Source organism: Deltaproteobacteria bacterium, from assembly GCA_016235345.1.
Taxonomy (GTDB): domain Bacteria; phylum Desulfobacterota; class Desulfobacteria; order Desulfobacterales; family Desulfatibacillaceae; genus JACRLG01.
The window spans coordinates 132,385-151,117 of record JACRLG010000002.1; the positions used below are offsets into that span (position 1 = coordinate 132,385).

Genomic DNA, 18,733 nt, shown 5'->3' on the forward strand with positions numbered 1-18,733 from the left:
GCTTGTTTGGCAGTCAGTTGAAAATCTTAAAGTGAAGAGGCTGGTGAAAAACGATGAGCCGCAAGGCGTTCGAAAAGCCGATTAGTAAACGTACCAAATGTACGTGGCGGAATCGGCTTTGAAGAACAACACTGCGGATCGCGTTTTTCGACGGCCTCTTCCGGGGCGGGGGCACCCACCATGTTTTACTACCTTCATCTGCTGGCGTCGGATGTATCGTTTTTCAGGGTATTTCAATATATTACGTTTCGTACCATATATGCAACAGTCACTGCTCTCGTCATCTCCTTCCTGCTCGGCCCTTACACCATAAGGCTTCTGCGCCGCCTGAAGGCAGGGCAGCCCATAAGGCTCGACGGCCCCGAATCCCATTACGACAAGAAAAACACCCCCACCATGGGCGGGGTTCTCATTCTCATAGCCCTGATTCCGGCCACCCTTTTATGGGCTGACCTGGCCAGCATCCACGTCTGGGTGGTGCTTTCGGTCACCATAGGAAGCGGCCTTGTGGGCTTCGTGGACGACTACAAAAAGGTGAGCAAAAAAGACCCCAAGGGCCTTCCCGGAAAACAGAAGCTCCTGTTCCAGTCTTTGGTGGCAGCCGCCGCCTGCACGGCCCTTGTAACGCACCCCGGTTTCGACACGCATCTCAACGTCCCGTTTTTCAAGGCCTTCCGCCCGGACCTCGGATGGCTCTACGTGCTGTTCGGAATGCTGGTGATAGTGGGTGCGTCCAATGCGGTAAACCTGACCGACGGCCTCGACGGCCTGGCCATCGTGCCAGTCGCCGTAACTGCGGGCACCTATCTATTATTCGCCTACGTTGCGGGCAACATCAAGTTCGCCACCTATCTCCAGGTTCCCCACGTTACCGGGGCGGGCGAAGTGGCTGTTTTCTGCGGGGCCCTCGTGGGGGCCTCCCTGGGCTTTCTCTGGTACAACTGCCATCCTGCGCAGATGTTCATGGGCGACGTCGGCTCACTGGCCCTGGGCGGGGCCCTGGGGAGCGTCGCAGTCACCACAAAGCAGGAACTCACCCTGGTGATCGTAGGGGGCCTCTTTGTTGCCGAAGCCGTTAGCGTAATGATTCAGACCGGGTGGTTCAAATATACCAGAATCCGTTTCGGAACGGGTAGAAGAATTTTTAGAATGGCCCCCATGCATCATCATTTCGAAAAAATGGGCTGGCCCGAAACCAAGGTTACGGTCCGCTTCTGGATCATAGCCGTTCTTTTGGCGCTTCTGTCCCTCAGCACCCTGAAATTGAGGTAAGACCTTGGACATCTTCGGAAAAAAGATACTCGTGGTGGGGCTTGCCAGAAGCGGCGACGCGGCGGCCCGTTTCTGCCTGGGGCGCGGTGCGGTGGTCACCGTGGCGGACGCAGCGTCCTCCCCCACCCTTGCCGAAAGGGCGGAAAAACTCCGCGCCCTGGGTATCACGGTTGTTCTGGGCTCCCAGGAGGACGAGCTTTTTCACGCTGCCGATATAATCGTGTTGAGCCCCGGAGTTCCCCACACCCTGGCCCCCATCGTGGAGGCGAAAAAAAGGGGCGCTCTGGTGATGGGCGAAATGGAGCTCGCCTGCCGTTTCGTAGAGGCCGACCTGATAGCGGTTTCCGGTACGAACGGCAAGACCACATGCACGACGCTTTTGTCCAAAATGCTGGAAAAGACCTTCGCCAACGTGCTTTTGGGCGGCAACATCGGCGACCCCCTTATCGGCTACGCGGACCGGAGCGAGAAGGCCGACTGCGCGGCTGTGGAGGTGTCGAGTTTTCAGCTCGACACCATAATCGACTTTCACCCCCTTGTGTCGATTCTCCTGAACGTGACGGACGATCACCAGGACCGCTATTCCGGCATGAAAGATTACGCGGCCTCCAAGGAAAGGCTCTTTCTCAACCAGACCGAAAACGATTTCGCCGTGTTGAACGGCAAGGACGGCTACATAAGGGAAATGGCCCCAAGGATCAAGGCGAAGAAGTTTTTCTTCGCGGGCCGTCGGGAAAACGAGGCCGGGGCGGACATCCACAGGGACCGCATCGAATTTTTCCTTCCGGGAGGCGCGAACTGGACGCTCTCGCTGGAAAAGATGAGCCTCGCGGGCGAACACAACCGGGAAAACGTGGCGGCGGCGGCCCTTGGGGCCTATCTTGCGGGCGCGAAAGCCCAGGGCATCCAGGCCGCCCTGGACGAGTTCACGGGCCTGGCCCACCGCCTGGAATTCGTGGCCGAAATCAACGGCGTCCGCTACTACGATGACAGCAAGGGAACCAACGTGGACGCGGTTCTCCGCGCCCTGGAGGGCTTCGACGAGCCCCTGGTGCTCATAATGGGGGGGCGCGACAAGGCCAGCGATTTCACCGTGCTAAGGGACATGGTCCAAAAAAAGGTGAAGCTCCTGATTCTCGCCGGGGAGGCCGGGCCGGTCATCGGCAAGGCCCTTTCGGGAACCACCGCCATAGAGACCGCGCCGAACGTGCCGGAGGCAGTGAGGATGGCGGCGCGGGCAGCAAAACCGGGCTGGGTGGTGCTCCTGTCTCCTGGATGCGCCAGCTTCGACGCCTACAACTCCTACGCGGAAAGAGGGAGGGACTTCTGCCGGGCCGTGCGCAGCCTGGTTCAATAGATAGAAACTGTGGATATTATAGGTTTCAAATCAGTCGGCCTTTTAACAACACGTTGAAAAAGGCTGGATATGAAGCCTGTCCAAAAACGATGAAGCACGACACAGCAATTCGCGTTTTTAGACAGGCTGATAAGGACCGGCTGAAACGTCCTCAGGAACATAGTCAACAGAATAAGGAACAGCGTTTCACTGAAAAGGACATGGGGCAATGAGAGGCAAGGGCGGGGCGACAGGAAAAAGGGTATCCACCAGGGGTCTGGACGTGGCTCTCGTGGTGGGGGTAATGGGCCTGGCGGGAATCGGCCTGGCGATGGTCTACAGCGCAAGCACTGCTTGGGCTCTTAAAATGCACGGCGCGGAAACATATTTCATAAAAAGGCAGATAGTCTACTTTCTTGCAGGAATTACGGCTTTCTACGTGGCCTACAGGATTCCCTACCAGATATACCGGAGCCTGGCCTACCCTCTTCTGGCCCTTACGGGCCTGCTTCTGATTTTGGTGCATGTTCCGGGCATAGGGCACTCCGCAGGCGGCGCGACCAGATGGATAAAGCTTCCGGGAATGATGTTCCAGCCTTCTGAACTGGCCCGTATAGCGATAGTGGTCTACTACGCCTATTCCATGACCAAGAAGCAGAAGGTGATGCAGAATTTCTACCTGGGAATCCTGCCCCACATCCTGGTCACGGGCCTTTTGTGCGGGCTTTTGCTCACACAGCCCGACTTCGGCTCCTCGGTTCTTCTTGTGGGCGTAAGCGGCCTGATGCTCTTCATCGGCGGGGCAAGGACCTCCACCCTTTTGTTCATGGGAAGCTACGCCTTTGTCCTGGGCCTGTCCCTCATCATGGGCTCCGAGTACAGGTCTGAAAGGTTTCTGGCCTTTCTGAATCCCTGGCTCTACGAAAACGACCAGGGCTACCAGATATGCCACTCCCTCATGGCCTTCGGCACGGGCGGGGTCAACGGGTCCGGGTTCGGCGACAGCATCCAGAAGCTGCTTTACCTTCCGGAACCCCACACGGATTTCATTTTCTCAATAATCGGCGAAGAGGCTGGTTTGAGGGGCGTCGTATTCGTGGTGGGCCTCTACGGGCTGGTCCTGTGGAGGGGCATCGATATCTCCCGCAGGTCGAACACCATGTTCGGCTCTTACCTGGCCATGGGCATAACCGCCGGAATCGGGATGCAGGCTTTTGTAAACATGGGCGTCGCCATGAGCCTTCTTCCGGCCAAGGGGCTCACCCTGCCCTTTTTGAGCTACGGCGGAAGCTCGCTTCTTCTGAACATGGCGGCAGTGGGCATTCTCTGCAACATAGGCGCAAAACGCCGCCCCAGGCTGGCGGCGGCAAAATCGCCATCAAGGGCCGAGGCGAACAGCCGCATCGGGAGAATGCCGTGGCCAAGCCCAGCCATGTAGGAATCATCATCGCGGGCGGCGGAACCGGGGGACACCTGTTCCCCGGCATCGCCGTTGCCCAGGCCGCGAAAAGGCTCGATCCCGGCGTGCGGGTGCTTTTCGTTGGCACGGACAAGCCCTTTGAAAGGGACGCAACCCAAAGGGCCGGGTTTGAGCACAAAAGCATAGCTGTGGAAGGACTCAAACGCAGGAGCCTTTGGAACAAGCTGATCGCCCTGGTGAAACTCGTCGGGGCGATTTTCACGTCTTTCGGAATTATCTGGAAATTTTCGCCTGACATCATTCTCGGAGTCGGTGGCTACGCTTCCGCCCCCTGCCTTCTGGCCGGATTCCTTATGGGGAAGAAACTTGCCATCCAGGAACAGAACGTGGCCCCCGGAATCACCAACAAGATTCTTGGGCGTCTTGTCGGCAGGATTTACGCCTCCTTTAATGAGAGCGGGCAGTTTTTTCCCGGCTCGAAAATCCTGGTGACCGGAAACCCGGTGCGCCTGTCCTTCATGGACGGATTGAGCGGTGAAAAGGCCCCTGAGCGCACCGCTGCCCCGGCCTTCACCGTTCTCATCACGGGAGGAAGCCAGGGCGCGCACGGCATGAACGTTGCCGTTTCCGAGGCCCTGAAAACCGAGGCGTTGAGGCTTGCGGGAATCTCTTTCATCCACCAGACCGGGGAAGCCGACCTTGCCATGATGGAAGAGGCCTATCGGGATTGGGGCGGCAGGTACGTGGTGCAGGCCTTTTTTCACGACATGGACAGGCGCTACGCGGCGACCGATCTGGTGGTCTGCCGGGCCGGGGCCACCACGGTGGCGGAACTGACGGCCCTGGGGAAGCCCGCTGTTTTCGTGCCCTTTCCCTTTGCCGCCGACAACCACCAGGAAAAGAACGCAAGGGCCCTTGAGGCGTCCGGCGCGGCAAGGGTGATAATTCAGAAGGACCTTTCGGGAAAGGTCTTCGCCGACACGGTGATCGAACTTTCCGAGAATCCTTCAGCCCTCAGGGAAATGGCCGAGGCCTCCAAAAGGCTCGGAAGGCCAAGGGCCGCAATGGACATAGCCGCCGACATGGCGGCCTGGATTTCCGGGCCGGAGAAGCCTCTATAGAATTCAAGGCTCCGCCGGAAGGCGGGGTCCGGGGCGCCTCAAGCGCGCTAAGCAGCCGTTGCAACGGAAAGCCACGGGAGGGAAAAGCATGTACCGGAAAAAGTATCACATCCACTTCGTGGGCATCGGCGGCATCGGCATGAGCGGCATAAGCGAGGTGCTTTTAAGCAAGGGCTACCTGGTGTCGGGAAGCGATCTCAAGTCGAGCGACATCACCCGCAGGCTGGCCGCCCTGGGCGGAATCATCCATGAGGGCCACTTTGCGGAGCACGCCACGGGGGCCGACGTTGTGGTGGTGTCCTCGGCGGTTGCCCCGAACAACCCGGAAGTGGTGGCGGCCAGGAACGCGGGCATCCCCGTTATCGCCAGGGCCGAGATGCTGGCCGAACTCATGCGGCTCCAGTTCTCCGTAGCGGTGGCCGGTTCACACGGGAAGACCACGACTACCAGCATGGTGGCCACGGTGCTGGCTGCGGGCGGCCTCGACCCCACGGTGGTGGTGGGGGGAAAGGTCAAGGCCCTGGGCACCAACGCGGTGCTTGGCCAGGGCGACTACATCGTGGCCGGGGCCGACGAGAGCGACGGCTCCTTTCTGAAAATGAGCCCAACCATAGCGGTTGTCACCAACATCGACCGCGAACACATGGATTTCTACGCCGACCTGGACGAGATCAAGGACTGCTTCGCCCGTTTCCTGGAGCGCCTGCCCTTCTACGGCCTTGCCGTGCTCTGCCTGGACTGCCCGTCGGTCCAGGACATCATCCCCACGGTCAAAAGGCGCATGGTGACCTACGGATTTTCGCCCCAGGCCGATTTCTCGGCCCTGGACGTGCGTTCATCGGGAGGGGGCAGCGTCTTTGCGGTGTCCCACAAGCAGGAGCTTTTGGGCGAAATCACCCTTGGCGTGCCGGGCCGCCACAACGTTTCCAACGCCCTTGCGGCGGTGGCCGTGGGCCTTGAGCTTTCGGTGGATTTCAAAACCATAGCCGAGGCCCTTTCCGGGTTCCAGGGCGTGGGCCGCAGGCTGGAGCTTAAAGGCGAGCGCAACGGTGTGATGGTGATAGACGATTACGGCCATCATCCCACCGAAATTGCCGCCACCTTCGCGGCCATACGCGACGCGTGGCCCAGGCGGCGGCTGGTGGTGGTTTTCCAGCCCCACCGGTACTCGCGCACCAAGGCCCTTTTCGAGGACTTCTCGCGGGCCTTCTACATGGCGGACAAGCTTATAATGCTGCCCATTTACGCGGCTTCCGAAAAGCCGATGGAAGGCGTGGACTCGAGAAACCTCTGCGCCAGCATAACCCGCCACGGCCACAAGAGCGCTGTTGCGGTGTCCGGCAAGAACGAGGCCATAGACATCCTTTGCGCGGAAACCAGGGCGGGCGACATGGTGCTCACCCTGGGAGCGGGCGACGTTTGGCAGGTGGGCGCGGCCTTTCTGGAAGCAGGGGACTAGGCCCGTGGCGATACCCGGCGACTTCCGCGACTGGCTCTCGGAGCGATTCGGGCCTTGCGCCCGATTCGGCGAGCCCATGAGCCGCCACACGAGCCTTGGCGTGGGAGGCCCTGCGGAAGCCTGGATTTCGGTGCCGGACCTTCCGGGACTTATCGAGCTTGTTTCAAAAATGCGGCAGGCGGGCCTTTCCTGGCGCATAACCGGCAGGGGCACCAACCTCTGGGTGAGGGACGAGGGGCTTTCCGGGGTGGTGATGACCCTGGGAAAGGGCTTCACCGGCATCGGCCTTATCGGCGAAGACAGCGGCCTAATCCTGGTTAGGGCCGGGGCCGGGGCCTCACTTTCGGCCCTTTGCCGCTTCGCCATAAAGCACGGCTTTTCCGGTATGAACTTCGCGGTGGGCATACCCGGATCGGTGGGCGGGGCGGTTTCCGGAAACGCCGGAACAGCGGCGGGCTGCGTGGCGGACAGGATCACGGGCCTCGAAATCATTACGCCTGACGCCGCCCCAAGGCGCATTGACAGGAATGACCTCGATTTTTCGTACAGAAGCCTTGCCCGCGCAGCCGAATTCTTCGGCTCCCCCGAAAGGCCCTCCATCATAACCGGGGCCATTTTCGCCCTTAAGCCCGGAAACGGCGATGAAATCGCAGCCGAGGCCGAGGCCCTGGCGGCCCGGAGAAAGGCCAGCCAGCCCTGGGGAGTGAAAAGCGCGGGCTGCTTTTTCAAAAATCCGAAAGGCGCGAGCGCGGGCCAGCTTATAGACAAGGCGGGCCTGAAGGGCCTTCGGGTGAATGATGCCCTGGTGTCGCCCGTTCACGCGAACTTTCTGGTCAACGCGGGCCACGCCTCGTCATCGGATTTTCTGGCCCTGGTGGAGATGGTCAAAGGCGAGGTGAAAAAAACCTTCGGAGTTGAACTGGAACTTGAAGTGATCACGCCCGGCGACTGAGAAGCCAAAGGCCCGACTGGCGGGGCGGAATCCGTTTTCAAACGACAATTTCAAACAAAAATATTTTTTTCAAAAGCGGGAAGCGGCAATGAAGCTCTGGAACAGAGAAAAGCCCGTAAAGAGGAATCTTTACAAGAAAAAGCCAGTCCCCGTCATGACCCCGAAACAGAAGCTGGTCTGGGCGGCGGGTATTTGCGCGGTGGTGGGGATAATGACCCTTTTCGGCCTTTCGGTGGTGGCGGCCTATGATCTGGCCATTCAAAGCCCGCTCTTCGCCGCTTCCAGGGTTGACGTAACCGGAAACAAGCGCCTGGACGCCAGCGAAATCCTCGAACAGGCCCGGATAGCCCCTGACGCCAACGTGCTTGCAATAAACCTGGACGAAGCCAGGGCGCGTCTTAGCGCCCATCCCTGGATAGCCTGGGCCTCGGTTTCGAGAAGGCTTCCCGACCGCCTGGAAATAAGCGTCCGCGAGCATACCCCCATGGCGGTTCTTTTCATGGGGCACAAAAAATACCTCATGAACACCGAGGGGCAGGCGTTCAAGCTCTTCGAGGAGGGGGACCCCGAAGGTCTCTGCGAGGTCAGGGGCCTTAAGCTCACCGATGTGTCCATAAAGGGCGAGCCCATGAGAAGGTCGGCAAAGGCGGTGGTGGACTTTCTGAACCTTATGCAGGCGGTGGGTTTCCCCATTCCGCCAGCCTCCGTGACCGGCCTTTATGCCGACCCCGACGTCGGCCTTTCAGTCACTGCCTTTGATCCGCCGATCACGGTTTTCATGGGATGGGACCATTACGATGAAAAAGCCGCCCGCCTGAAAAGGGTGGTTTACGAGCTTGGCAGGGAAAAGGGTCTGGCGGCCAAGTCCATCGACCTTTCCAAGGACGACCGCATAGTGGTCCGGCCCGTGCCCGAAGCCGCGCAAATCCGAAAAAAAGCCCGCAAGGAGGCATGAAAATGGGCAGGGAACCTGAACTGGTGGCAGGGCTCGACATCGGCACCACCAAAATATGTGCGGTGGTGGGCGAAGTCTCAAGCTCCGGGGTGAACATAGTGGGCATAGGCTGCCATCCCTCGGTGGGCCTTCACAAGGGCGTGGTGGTCAACATCGAGGCCACGGTGGAATCCATTCAAAGGGCCGTGGACGAGGCCGAGAAGATGAGCGGCTGCGAAATCTCCAACGTTTACGCTGGGATAGCGGGCGGCCACATCAAGGGATTCAACAGCCACGGCGTGGTGCCAATAAAGGGCAAGACCATCACCCAGACCGACGTGGACCGGGTGATCGAGGCCGCGCGGGCGGTATCCATTCCCATGGACCGGGAGATGCTCCACGTCCTGCCCCAGGAATACATCCTGGACGGCCTTGGGGGGATCAAGAACCCGGTGGGCATGACTGGCGTTCGCCTGGAGGCCCGCATCCACATCGTAACCGGCGCGGTGGCCTCGGCCCACAACATCATAAAGTGCGCCACCAAGGCCGGGCTGGACGTCATCGACATAGTGCTTGAGCCCATCGCCTCCTCCGAGGCGGTTCTCATGCCCGATGAAATGGAAGTGGGCACAGCCCTTATCGATATCGGCGGCGGCACCACAGATCTGGCCATTTTCGCCAACTCCCACATAAAGCACACCTTCGTGCTGGCCCTGGGCGGAAACAACCTTACCAACGACATAGCGATCGGCCTTCGCACCCCCATAGCGGACGCCGAAATGCTGAAGAAAAAATACGGTTCATGCGCAAGCTCCAAGATAAGCAAAGAGGAAATAATAGAGATACCCGGAGTGGGCGGGCGCACCGCCCGGAGGCTCCAGCGCCAGATACTGGGGGAAATCCTGGAGCCGCGCGTTGAGGAGATGTTCGCCCTGGTTCAGCAGGAAATCATCAGGGCCAGGATGCAGCATTACATGGCGGGCGGGCTGGTCTTAACCGGCGGCGCGGCCCTTCTGGACGGCATGACCGAGGCCGCCGAAAGGGTCTTCAACGTGCCCGCGCGCATAGGAAAGCCTCACGGGATCACCGGTTACGTGGATGCGGTGAACAACCCCATGTACGCCACGGGAGTGGGCCTGGTGCTTTACGGGGCGCGCCGGCAGACCCCCACCCAGTTTCGGATCAGGGACAAGAACCTTTTCGAGCGCGTCATTTCGCGCATGAAGCGCTGGTTCAAGGATGCGATGTGAGGAAGCGTCAACAGGCCCATGAAAAGGCGGTGAAAGGCCCTAAGCCGCCCGCCGCTTTTCATCAGCCCGTTGAAGGCCCTCGAAAGTTAACCCGGTCATTTTGTGAAACAACACCATTCGCCAAACACAGTCCAAGCGGGAAACATCATTAGCTTTGAACAAAAAGGGAGGAAGAACATGGCTGACATATACACCTACGTCGAGGGAACCTCACCGGCCAAAATCAAGGTAATAGGCACCGGGGGGGCCGGGTGCAACGCGGTGAACAACATGATAGACGCCGGAATCACGGGCGTAGATTTCATCGTGGCCAACACGGACGTTCAAGCCCTGGAGCGCTCCAAGGCCCTGAACCGCATCCAGCTGGGCGAACGCCTGTGCCAGGGCATGGGCGCGGGCGGCGATCCCGACACCGGGCGCGACGCGGCCAAGGAAAGCCGCGACTCCATCCGCCAGGCACTTGAAGGCGCGAACATGGTATTCATCGCCACCGGCCTCGGCGGCGGCACCGGCACCGGCTCCGCGCCCGTGATAGCCGAAATATGCAAGGACATGGAAATCCTCACCGTGGCCGTGGTGACCACCCCCTTTGAATGGGAGCTGGGCAGAAGGGCTTCCCTTGCCGACAGCGGCCTGAACGCGCTCAAGGAGCAGGCGGACACCGTCATAACCATTCCAAACGAAAAAATGCTGAAGCTGGCAGACGCCAACGTCCGGGCCCTGGACATTTTCAAGCAGGCCGACGAGGTGCTCATAAACTCGGTCAAGGGCGTGAGCGAGCTCATCATAAAGCCGGGTTACATCAACCGCGACTTCAAGGACCTTAAAAAGGTCATGACCAAGTCGGGCCTTGCCCTCATGGGCATAGGGGCGGCGGAAGGCGACAACAGGGCCGAGGTCGCGGCCAAGGCGGCCCTTTCCCATCCCCTCCTGGAAGACGTCAAGGCAATCGGCGCCCACGCGGTCCTGATCAACATAACCGCCGGAAGCGACCTTACCATGGCTGAAATGTACAAGGCCGCGAAGTACATCACCAACGAAACAGGCAGCCAGGCCGAGGTTTTCTTCGGGTTCGTCATCGATGATTCCCTTGGGCAGTTCCTCCAGGTCACGGTGATCGCAGCCGGAATCAGCCAGTCGAAACCGGTGTGCCTTCAAGCCGCGCCCGTGAAAGACGACAAGAAGGCGGCGGGCAAGGTGGTCAGCCTGCCCCAGCCCGAACCCGAAAACGTGTTCCAGAACCTGAAGGACATTTTCAGGGCAAGCGGCGGGATAAGCGTCGCGCCTTCCATTCTGCCCGGCCAGGCAGGCAAGATGCAAAAATCCACCCAGGCGGAAGATTCCTTTCCCGACCCCTACGACATGAAAAACGCCACGGGCGACAACCAGTACGAAAGCCCCGCCTTCCTGCGCAAGCAGGCGGTCGCAGGCGGAGGGCTCAAGTAGCAGCCGGAAGCGCCGTCAGCCGCTTCCATTCCCTTTTTCGGAAGACCCCGGCCAGGGGGGCGAATTTTCCCGCCCCCCTGGCCTATCCTTTCATGCTTGACTTAAAGACCGTCTCGGCTATCCTCGGGAAAGCCGTTTCGGTTCCGATTCTGTCCTTGACCGATTGATGCACCCGCCGCCGAAATCCCCGGGAAAGGCATTATAAAGTGGGCCTCTCATTCAAAGAAACCGGCCCCGCCTCAAAAAGCCTTCGAGGCCGCACCACCGTGGCGCTGTGCTACCCCAACACCTACGCCGTGGGCATGGCGAGCCTGGGGTTTCAGACGGTTTACAGGCTTTTTAACGAAAACGAATCAACCGCCTGCGAGCGGGTTTTCACGGACAGCACGGAGCGCTCCGGCCCGGTTTCCCTGGAATCCGGAAAACCGCTGAAATCCTTCGACATCCTGGCCTTTTCCCTCTCCTTTGAAAGCGATTACTTAAACGTCGTTTCCATGCTGGGTGCCGGTGGCGTCCCCCTTCTTTCGTCCGAGAGAACCGGCGCGCACCCGCTGGTGATCGCGGGAGGCGTGGCCTCCTTCATCAATCCCGAACCCCTGGCCCCCTTCGTGGACCTCTTTCTTCTGGGAGAGGCCGAGGCGGTCCTTCCGGGCTTTCTGGGCATGTTTGACCCGAAACGGGACAGGTCTGAGATGCTCGCCGACATGGCCCGGAGCCTTCCCGGCGCATACGTCCCCGCCCTTTACGTCCCGGAGTGGGACAAAAACGGCCATCTTGTGTCATTTTCGCCCATATCGGGCGCGCCCGAAAAAGTCCGCCGGGTGCACGCCAAAGACTCCCCGGATTTTCCCACCGAGTCCTCTTTCGTAAGCCCGGACGCCGCATTCGACTCATTCCTCGTGGAGGTGGCCAGGGGCTGCCCCCACGGGTGCAGGTTCTGCGCGGCGGGCTACGTCTACCGGCCCGTCCGGTTCCGAACGCTTGAAATGCTCAAGGACTCGGTTGACCGGGGCCTTTCGCTCACCAGTAAAATCGGGCTTCTTGGAGCCGCCGTCACCGACCTGCCTTGCCTTTCCGAGCTTTGCCAATATGCGGTGGAGCGCGGTGCGAGGCTCGCCTTCTCGTCTCTCAGGGCCGACGCCATGACCCCCGAAATCGCCCGCGCCATGGCGTCCGCAGGAGCCAAGACCGCCACCATCGCCCCGGACGCCGGAAGCGAGAGAATGCGCCGGGTGATCGGCAAGGGGATTACAGAAGATGACGTTTTGAACGCTGCGGAAATGCTGGTGGCCGCAGGGGTCCCAAATCTCAAGCTCTACTTCATGGCGGGCCTTCCCCACGAGACCCTGGCCGACGTGGACGCCATAGCGGCGCTCACCAGAAAGGTCAAAACGGCCTTTCTGGGCCAGAGCAAAAAAAAGGGGAGGATGGGCCAGATCGTGGTGAACGTCAGCTCCTTCGTGCCCAAGCCCGTCACGCCCTTCCAGTGGGCGGCCATGGACACCGTGGAGACTCTCGCTTTGAAGATGAAAAGGATAAGGGAGGGATTGAAGGGCCTTGCCAACGTGACCGCGCGCACCGACGTTCCGCGCCACGCCTTCATCCAGGCCCTTTTGTCGCGGGGGGACCGAAGGACGGGGGAAATTCTTCAGGCGGCCCTCAAAAACCAGGGCAACTGGCCGAAAACCTTGAAGGAATCGGAAATCGACCCGGCCTTTTACGTCAACCGCGAGCGCCCCGCAGCCGAGCTTTTCCCCTGGGATTTCATAGAGCACGACGTCTCGAAAAAAACCCTCCACCGCCTCTGGGAAAAATCCCGCGAAGACGCCCTCGCCCCAGACCTGCCCGCGCCGCCCACGTTCCAGAAGACCTGATTCATGCGGCCCTTCGTGTCGTAGCTGCGGGAAATAGATTAGACTAAATGTAACGTGCATGAAAAACAGATGCCAATTCATGGTATGCTTGACTTTTAAGACAAGAAAAATTTTTCATAATATTAATTGCCATATATTAATAAAATAAAAAAATTATGCACGCTAACAACATCATCAAAATACTTCATAAACATAAATAGATATACCATACATAATAAGCTGTTAAATATAATTGCCAAAGTCATAAAATCATTAAAATTTGAATTGATATTTTTAAATTTGTAATAAATTTTTAAAATAACCGATATAAATAATAATACTTTCGATACCAATATGCCACTTTTAAGCCACATATATGAAGGTATAACATCGTGATATCTATTAATACTTGATAATACAGTAGTAATAATAAGCCAAATAAAAAAATTAATAAGCACATTAGTACAAAATTTTTTATAACTCGTCATGTACCGGTATCCGATCACATAGTACCAACATCGATGTTTCACGCGACCTTGTTCATGCGGCCCTTTTCGTCGTAGCCGTAGGAGACCGAGTAGCCCGCGCCCACGGAGAAGCAAAACCGTCCGGCAGATGTTTGACTTTTACATGTCAGACAATTTCTTGAGCTTTATAAATAAGTAGATAACCTCCACATATTCTTTAATCTTTGTTCTATATCTTGACCTATTTCAGTGACAATTTTTTCACTTTCAGACGAAGGCGCGTAAAGATAATTCCCATAAACATCATCGTGTCTGAGTTCAAAATTTATTCCTCTGGCTTTAAGAATCCATCTTCTTGCATCAGGTCCATCAATCATCTTGATAATATCTATTGAATATTCATTCTTTAAAAACTGTATTAACTTATCAAAGCCTTCCCATCCAGGAATTGCACAAATGTCAACTTCTAAGGGCTGGTTCGGTTTTATATTGAATAAAACTGGTTTATGCAATTTATCACCTCGAAAGTCCAAGTGTTGCATCAACATTAGCATTCGATCTTTGAGATCCTTTAACCACATATCTCCAGACATCATCCTCTTTCAGACCTTTTTCATGTGCTTTTTGAATAACTTCTTGTAAAGTTATAGGATGCGATAATGCTTCTGCAGCAACTCTGTCCGCCATTAAGTCTATTGCCTGCAATTTTGAGAGGGGTTTTTACCAGCCAGACTCTTATTGGAGCCCTCAATATCCCTCAGCCGCCAAACATCGCCTTTGCCAGCAGGGTCACCGGGTGGACGACCTTGTAGGGGGTGTGGGCCTCGATCTGCCACTTGCAGGTTTCGCAGTCCGTCACCACCACGTCCGGGTTTTCCGCCGCGATCTGGCCAAAGAGCTTCTCCCCAACGTCCGTTGCAACCTTCGCGTATTCCTTTTTAAACCCGTAGGTTCCCGAAAGCCCGCAGCACTCGGTGGCGGGCATGACAAGTTTAAGCTCCGGTATGCGCCTTAAAATGTCCACCGTGTGCACCGCCCCGCCCATGCGCGAGAGGTGGCAGGGCGCGTGATAAACGGCCTTTACGGGCACGGGTTTCAGTTCGGGCAGGTTTCCGGCTGCGGCCTCCTCGGCCAGAAAACGGGTTATGAACCGGATTCGCGGGGCGATCCTGCTGTTATCTATGGATAAAATGTTAGGATACTCGTTTGTCAGCGCGTAGGCGCAGGACGACGACGAGGCCACGATGGCGACGTCCCTGCCCGCCGCCGCTTTCAGGGCGTCCACGTTGTGCCGGGCGTTTTTCTGCGCCTTTTTTATGAAGCCGTTGGCGATCAAAGGCACTCCGCAGCACTTTTCGTTGGTAATGGCCACCCCGTAGCCAAGGGCGTTCAGCACCCTCACCACGTTGTTTCCAAGCTCGTGGTCGAAATAATTGACGTAGCAGCCGGTGAAATAGACCAGTTTTCGGGAAAACTTCGCCTGCTCGTCGGCCCTTTTGGCGAATTTCCGGCGAAAGGTGCCGCTGGCGTATTTGGGCATCTGGGCGGAATCCGAAATCCCCACAAGGCGGTCCATGCCCCATTTCACGGCCCTGTTCCGGGTCATGGCGTTGACCACGGAAGGAAACAGGGTTGCGGCGCTTCCGGCAAGATCGGTGCGGCTCATGAAAAAGTCGCGGGGCCGCAAGGCGCTTTTGGCGTGGCGGTGCCGGGCCTTCTGGATGATGTCGGCGATCCGCACGTCCGACGGGCACACGATCTCGCAGCGCTTGCAGTTGGTGCAGTAGGAAAGCGTGTCGTCCACCAGTTCCGGGTTTTTTATGCGCAGCCGCTCGGTGTCCGGGCCGCTCGACTTGGGGCCCGGATAGAGGGGTGTCACCCGCGCCACCGGGCAATAGGCGGTGCAGACGGTGCATTTTATGCAGTGGTCGAAACTTATGTTTTCAAGATCGATCATTTCAATTCCCGAAAAAATCGAAAAATTCCATCATATCCCAGTCGGCGTTTTTGAAAGCGCCATGACCCGGCCCGCCGCGAAGTAGCCTGTGGCTATGGCCACACCTGAGCCGCTCCCCTCCCTGACAGGGTCGTAGCCCGAAAGCACAGCGCCCGCGCAGAAAAGGTTCGTTACGGTGCGCCCGTCGGCGTCCCTGGGGTTCGCGTTTTCGTCCACATTCACGCCAAAGGAGAGGAAGGGGTGGCTCTCATCCCCAAGAAATTTTGACGAATACCAGGTGTTGCGGGGCAGGGTCCTGTCGAGAGCCAAGTTTAAAATAGGCTCCTCCACCGCGTCGAAGCGGCTTTTTAGGCCCCCCGAAAAAAAACTGCCCGTGGCCAGGATGAAAAAGCGGGCGCTCATGGCGTCCTCACCCGCCTGATGGGTGCTTAGAAAGCGAAGCTTTCCGCCCTCGATCCTTCCCCCGGTCACCCTGTCCCCCGCTATGAAGACCCCGCCCCTGGCCGCGAACCGGGCTTTCAGGGCCGCGTCCAGCCTCATCCCCAGAAGGGAGGGCGGAAGGGTGGGCACCTCGTAGATGAGTCGGCCCGCAAGGAGCGAGAGCCGCTTTTCCGCGCCGCGCCTGGGGGATGTGCCCAGAAAGGCCGGGACCGCCACGAAATCGGCGCCCGGGGCGATTTCCTTAATCTGCTCCGCAACCTCACCAAGCCTGGATTCGGTGTCGAAAAGCCTTGCTATGTCTATGGAGCGAAGCTCGCGGGGGTTTTTGCCCTGGGGCGCTATGGGCGGAAGGGTGAGCGAGCCGGTGGAAATTTTCCAGTCCGAAAAAAGCGGGTTTTTCGCAAGGTTCGCGGCGGCGAGCCTTGGGTGAAAGTCGCGGAAGCCCTTGAAATTCAATATGGCGAGGCATCGCCTTGTCTCGAAGGCGGTTTTCACAAGCTCGGAAAAAACGCCCTCAGGCGAAAGATAGGCGGGCTTCACCGTGCCAAGGGCGGTGACGTGAAAATGGTTTTCGTCTCCGTTATCGCAGTACGGAAGACCAGCGCAGGCGGTTTCCTCCTGGAAAAAGGCGAGGCTCGCCCGAAGGGTATTCTCCCCTACCCTTGCGTAGGGGTGGCCGGGGCGGGCCGCAAGAAATTCCGGCATGGAGGAAAAGGGCTCGCGGGCCACGCCGCCATCCGCCGTGCGGCCAAGAAGATCGATGCAGCCCGACGAAAAATGAAGGGCGCTCACCCCGGCGCTTATGATGGCGGTTGAAAGCCCGGAGTCGGCGCAGCGGATTCCCGCGATCAGCCCGGCCATGCCCCCGCCGATGATTACCACGTCGTATTTCATTCGTCCTCCACCTTTTCCAGGCGGATCAGGTCAAAGGTGGGCTCCTCCGCGCTTTTCGGCGGTGCGGGCTCGTCTGCCAGCCCGAAAAGGCCCGCGTAAATCCAGTGGGAAAATTCCATTTCCCGCAAGGCGTCCCCCCAGAGCACGGGCTTGATGCCCTTCCAGCGCTCCTCCATGAAGCCTTTCAGCATCCCTATGGCGTTCTCGCCGGAAACCCCCGCTGTCTCGTTCAGAATCCCCGCCGCCCGGTATGCGCAAAGGGCCCCCTGGCACGGCCCCATGCCAAGCCTTGTGCGCCGCCTTAAATCAATGATGTCGGTAACGAGCTGATTTTTGATGGTGTAATCCACCTCGCCGGTTGTGACCATCTCGCATTCGCACACAAGTCCGTAGGAGTCCGGGTCGTCGCTTAAAATCCTTTTTACCTCGTCCCCGTGGCGGAAATGGGTTGCCCCCACCACCGACCGGGGAACGCCTGAAAAGCCCTTCACCGCCTTTTTTTCGGGAATCTTCAGCTCCGAGCCCGGAAGAGGCTGGGTGGAGGTGGTGCAGGGGGCCTCGACCTGGAGCTTCTTCGCCACGAGATCGGTGGCGTACTGGGCCATGAGGCGGTAAGTGGTGAGTTTTCCGCCGGTTATGGTGACAAGGCCCGCCATGCCGTCGCGCTCCGCGTGATCGATAAGAACTATTCCCCGCGAGATTTCCCGCCCGTCCGCCGGGCCGAAGGCCCCCACCAGGGGCCGGACCCCGCAGTAGGCCCGCAGAACCCGTGTTTTGGACACGTTGGGGATGAGCTTTTCTCCGTCCGCAAGGAGTACCTCTATCTCGTCGTCGTCAACGGTGAGGTTTTCTATGTCCTCGTAGGGGATTTTTTTCGAGGTGGTGCCGATCAGGCTCACCGTGTCGCCGGGCACTATGATGTCGCCGTCCGAGGCCGGGCGGCAGCGGTTGATGACCACGTTGCCCACCCGGTAATCTATTATCACCATGCTTCCCTTGGACGGGTACATGGGAAGCTCTATCCCCGCCGTCCGGCAGAGCTTCAGGCCGTGGATGCCGGAGGCGTTCACCGTGACCCTGGCCCGAATTTCGATGTCGCGCCCGCCCCGCCTGTCCCATGCCCTTACCCCGGCAACGCGCGCGCCCTCCACGAGAAATCCCGAAACCTCGCAGTGGGTGAGGCAGCGCCCTCCGCGCCCCATGGCGTCCATCACGTTTGCGGCGCAGAGCCGGAAGGGGTCTATGGTGGCGTCCGGCACTTTTACGGCGAAGCGGATGTCGCCGTTAAGATTGGGCTCGATGCGAAGGGCCTCGGAGGTTCCTATCCGCTTTGCGGGGATTCCCGCCTTTTTGCAGCCCGCCAGGAGTTTGTCCGGGTAGCCCGGATCGTCTTCGGGAAGGGAGACGAAAAGCCCGCCGGTCTCCTCCACGCAGTGGCTTGCGATGCGTTTCAGAATGCGGTTTTCGGCGATGCACTCGGCGGCGGCCTCGGTGTCCTTGACGGCGTACCGCCCGCCTGAATGCAAAAGCCCGTGGTTGCGGCCCGAAGTGCCTGCGGCAAGGTCGTCCTTTTCCACCAGCACGGCGGAAAAGCCCCGGAGCGCGCAGTCCCGCAGAACCCCAGCCCCAGTGGCCCCGCCCCCCACAATCACCACGTCGGTTTCAATGCGCTCCATTTCCCGCTCCGCAAAAGTTGACGCGAAAAGACCGGTCGGACAAATTTTCAATGAAATACCATACAACCGGCCTTATTTCCAACCTTTAAACAGAAAGCCGCAAAACGGAAAGGCCCAAAACCAAAGGATTGCAGAAAACCTGTTTTCAAGCTCCGATACCCGTGGTATGATGGATACAATGGAGTGACGGATAAGGGCCGCCCCTCACCACGGGGGTGAGATTTCTCAGTCACCCCGGTGCCAAGGGGTTTCCGT

Annotated in this window: 15 protein-coding genes; 10 read left to right on the forward strand and 5 right to left on the reverse strand. The window is 58.6% G+C overall.

Annotated features, from left to right (window positions below; translation table 11 throughout):
• Window positions 1–180: 180 nt before the first annotated feature.
• From HZB23_01340 to HZB23_01385, 10 genes are all read left to right on the forward strand, one after another.
• Window positions 181–1,272: a phospho-N-acetylmuramoyl-pentapeptide-transferase gene (locus HZB23_01340; GenBank protein MBI5843293.1), complete on the forward strand. Its 1,092-nt coding sequence runs from the start codon at window positions 181–183 to the stop codon at window positions 1,270–1,272.
• Window positions 1,273–1,276: 4 nt separating this feature from the next.
• A complete protein-coding gene (murD, locus tag HZB23_01345; protein ID MBI5843294.1) occupies window positions 1,277–2,629 on the forward strand; it encodes a UDP-N-acetylmuramoyl-L-alanine--D-glutamate ligase in 1,353 nt (450 codons plus the stop codon).
• Window positions 2,630–2,837: 208 nt separating this feature from the next.
• Window positions 2,838–4,046 (forward strand): putative lipid II flippase FtsW, encoded by a 1,209-nt coding sequence (gene ftsW / locus HZB23_01350; protein MBI5843295.1) that lies wholly within the window; start codon window positions 2,838–2,840, stop codon window positions 4,044–4,046.
• On the forward strand, window positions 4,025–5,149 hold the full coding sequence (murG, locus tag HZB23_01355) for an undecaprenyldiphospho-muramoylpentapeptide beta-N-acetylglucosaminyltransferase (GenBank protein MBI5843296.1): 1,125 nt from the start codon (window positions 4,025–4,027) through the stop codon (window positions 5,147–5,149). Before ftsW ends, murG begins: the two co-directional genes overlap by 22 nt.
• Before the next feature lie 88 nt (window positions 5,150–5,237).
• Window positions 5,238–6,608 (forward strand): UDP-N-acetylmuramate--L-alanine ligase, encoded by a 1,371-nt coding sequence (locus tag HZB23_01360; GenBank protein MBI5843297.1) that lies wholly within the window; start codon window positions 5,238–5,240, stop codon window positions 6,606–6,608.
• Window positions 6,609–6,612: 4 nt separating this feature from the next.
• On the forward strand, window positions 6,613–7,560 hold the full coding sequence (gene murB / locus HZB23_01365) for a UDP-N-acetylmuramate dehydrogenase (protein MBI5843298.1): 948 nt from the start codon (window positions 6,613–6,615) through the stop codon (window positions 7,558–7,560).
• An 88-nt stretch (window positions 7,561–7,648) separates the two neighbouring features.
• Window positions 7,649–8,515, forward strand: a complete 867-nt coding sequence (locus tag HZB23_01370) for an FtsQ-type POTRA domain-containing protein (GenBank protein MBI5843299.1) — start codon at window positions 7,649–7,651, stop codon at window positions 8,513–8,515.
• A 2-nt stretch (window positions 8,516–8,517) separates the two neighbouring features.
• Window positions 8,518–9,744: a cell division protein FtsA gene (ftsA, locus tag HZB23_01375; GenBank protein MBI5843300.1), complete on the forward strand. Its 1,227-nt coding sequence runs from the start codon at window positions 8,518–8,520 to the stop codon at window positions 9,742–9,744.
• A gap of 177 nt (window positions 9,745–9,921) precedes the next feature.
• Window positions 9,922–11,190 (forward strand): cell division protein FtsZ, encoded by a 1,269-nt coding sequence (gene ftsZ / locus HZB23_01380; GenBank protein MBI5843301.1) that lies wholly within the window; start codon window positions 9,922–9,924, stop codon window positions 11,188–11,190.
• Window positions 11,191–11,492: 302 nt separating this feature from the next.
• A complete protein-coding gene (locus HZB23_01385) occupies window positions 11,493–13,064 on the forward strand; it encodes a radical SAM protein (protein MBI5843302.1) in 1,572 nt (523 codons plus the stop codon).
• Window positions 13,065–13,695: 631 nt separating this feature from the next.
• Here the strand turns inward: HZB23_01385 and HZB23_01390 are convergent.
• The 5 genes from HZB23_01390 to glpA all read right to left on the reverse strand — a co-directional run bounded on the left by HZB23_01390 (window position 13,696) and on the right by glpA (window position 18,478).
• A complete protein-coding gene (locus tag HZB23_01390; protein MBI5843303.1) occupies window positions 13,696–14,022 on the reverse strand; it encodes a hypothetical protein in 327 nt (108 codons plus the stop codon).
• Window positions 14,023–14,026: 4 nt separating this feature from the next.
• On the reverse strand, window positions 14,027–14,197 hold the full coding sequence (locus tag HZB23_01395; protein ID MBI5843304.1) for a hypothetical protein: 171 nt from the start codon (window positions 14,195–14,197) through the stop codon (window positions 14,027–14,029).
• A gap of 70 nt (window positions 14,198–14,267) precedes the next feature.
• The gene (glpC, locus tag HZB23_01400) at window positions 14,268–15,467 is read right to left on the reverse strand and encodes an anaerobic glycerol-3-phosphate dehydrogenase subunit C (GenBank protein MBI5843305.1); all 1,200 of its coding nucleotides are present in this window, start codon (window positions 15,465–15,467) and stop codon (window positions 14,268–14,270) included.
• A 30-nt stretch (window positions 15,468–15,497) separates the two neighbouring features.
• Window positions 15,498–16,802 carry a glycerol-3-phosphate dehydrogenase subunit GlpB gene (glpB, locus tag HZB23_01405; GenBank protein MBI5843306.1) on the reverse strand — a complete coding sequence of 435 codons (1,305 nt, stop codon included), beginning with the start codon at window positions 16,800–16,802 and terminating at the stop codon, window positions 15,498–15,500.
• Window positions 16,799–18,478, reverse strand: coding sequence for an anaerobic glycerol-3-phosphate dehydrogenase subunit A (gene glpA, locus HZB23_01410; protein MBI5843307.1), 1,680 nt, complete (start codon window positions 18,476–18,478; stop codon window positions 16,799–16,801). The genes glpB and glpA overlap by 4 nt, the downstream gene beginning before the upstream one ends.
• Between the last annotated feature and the right edge of the window lie 255 nt (window positions 18,479–18,733).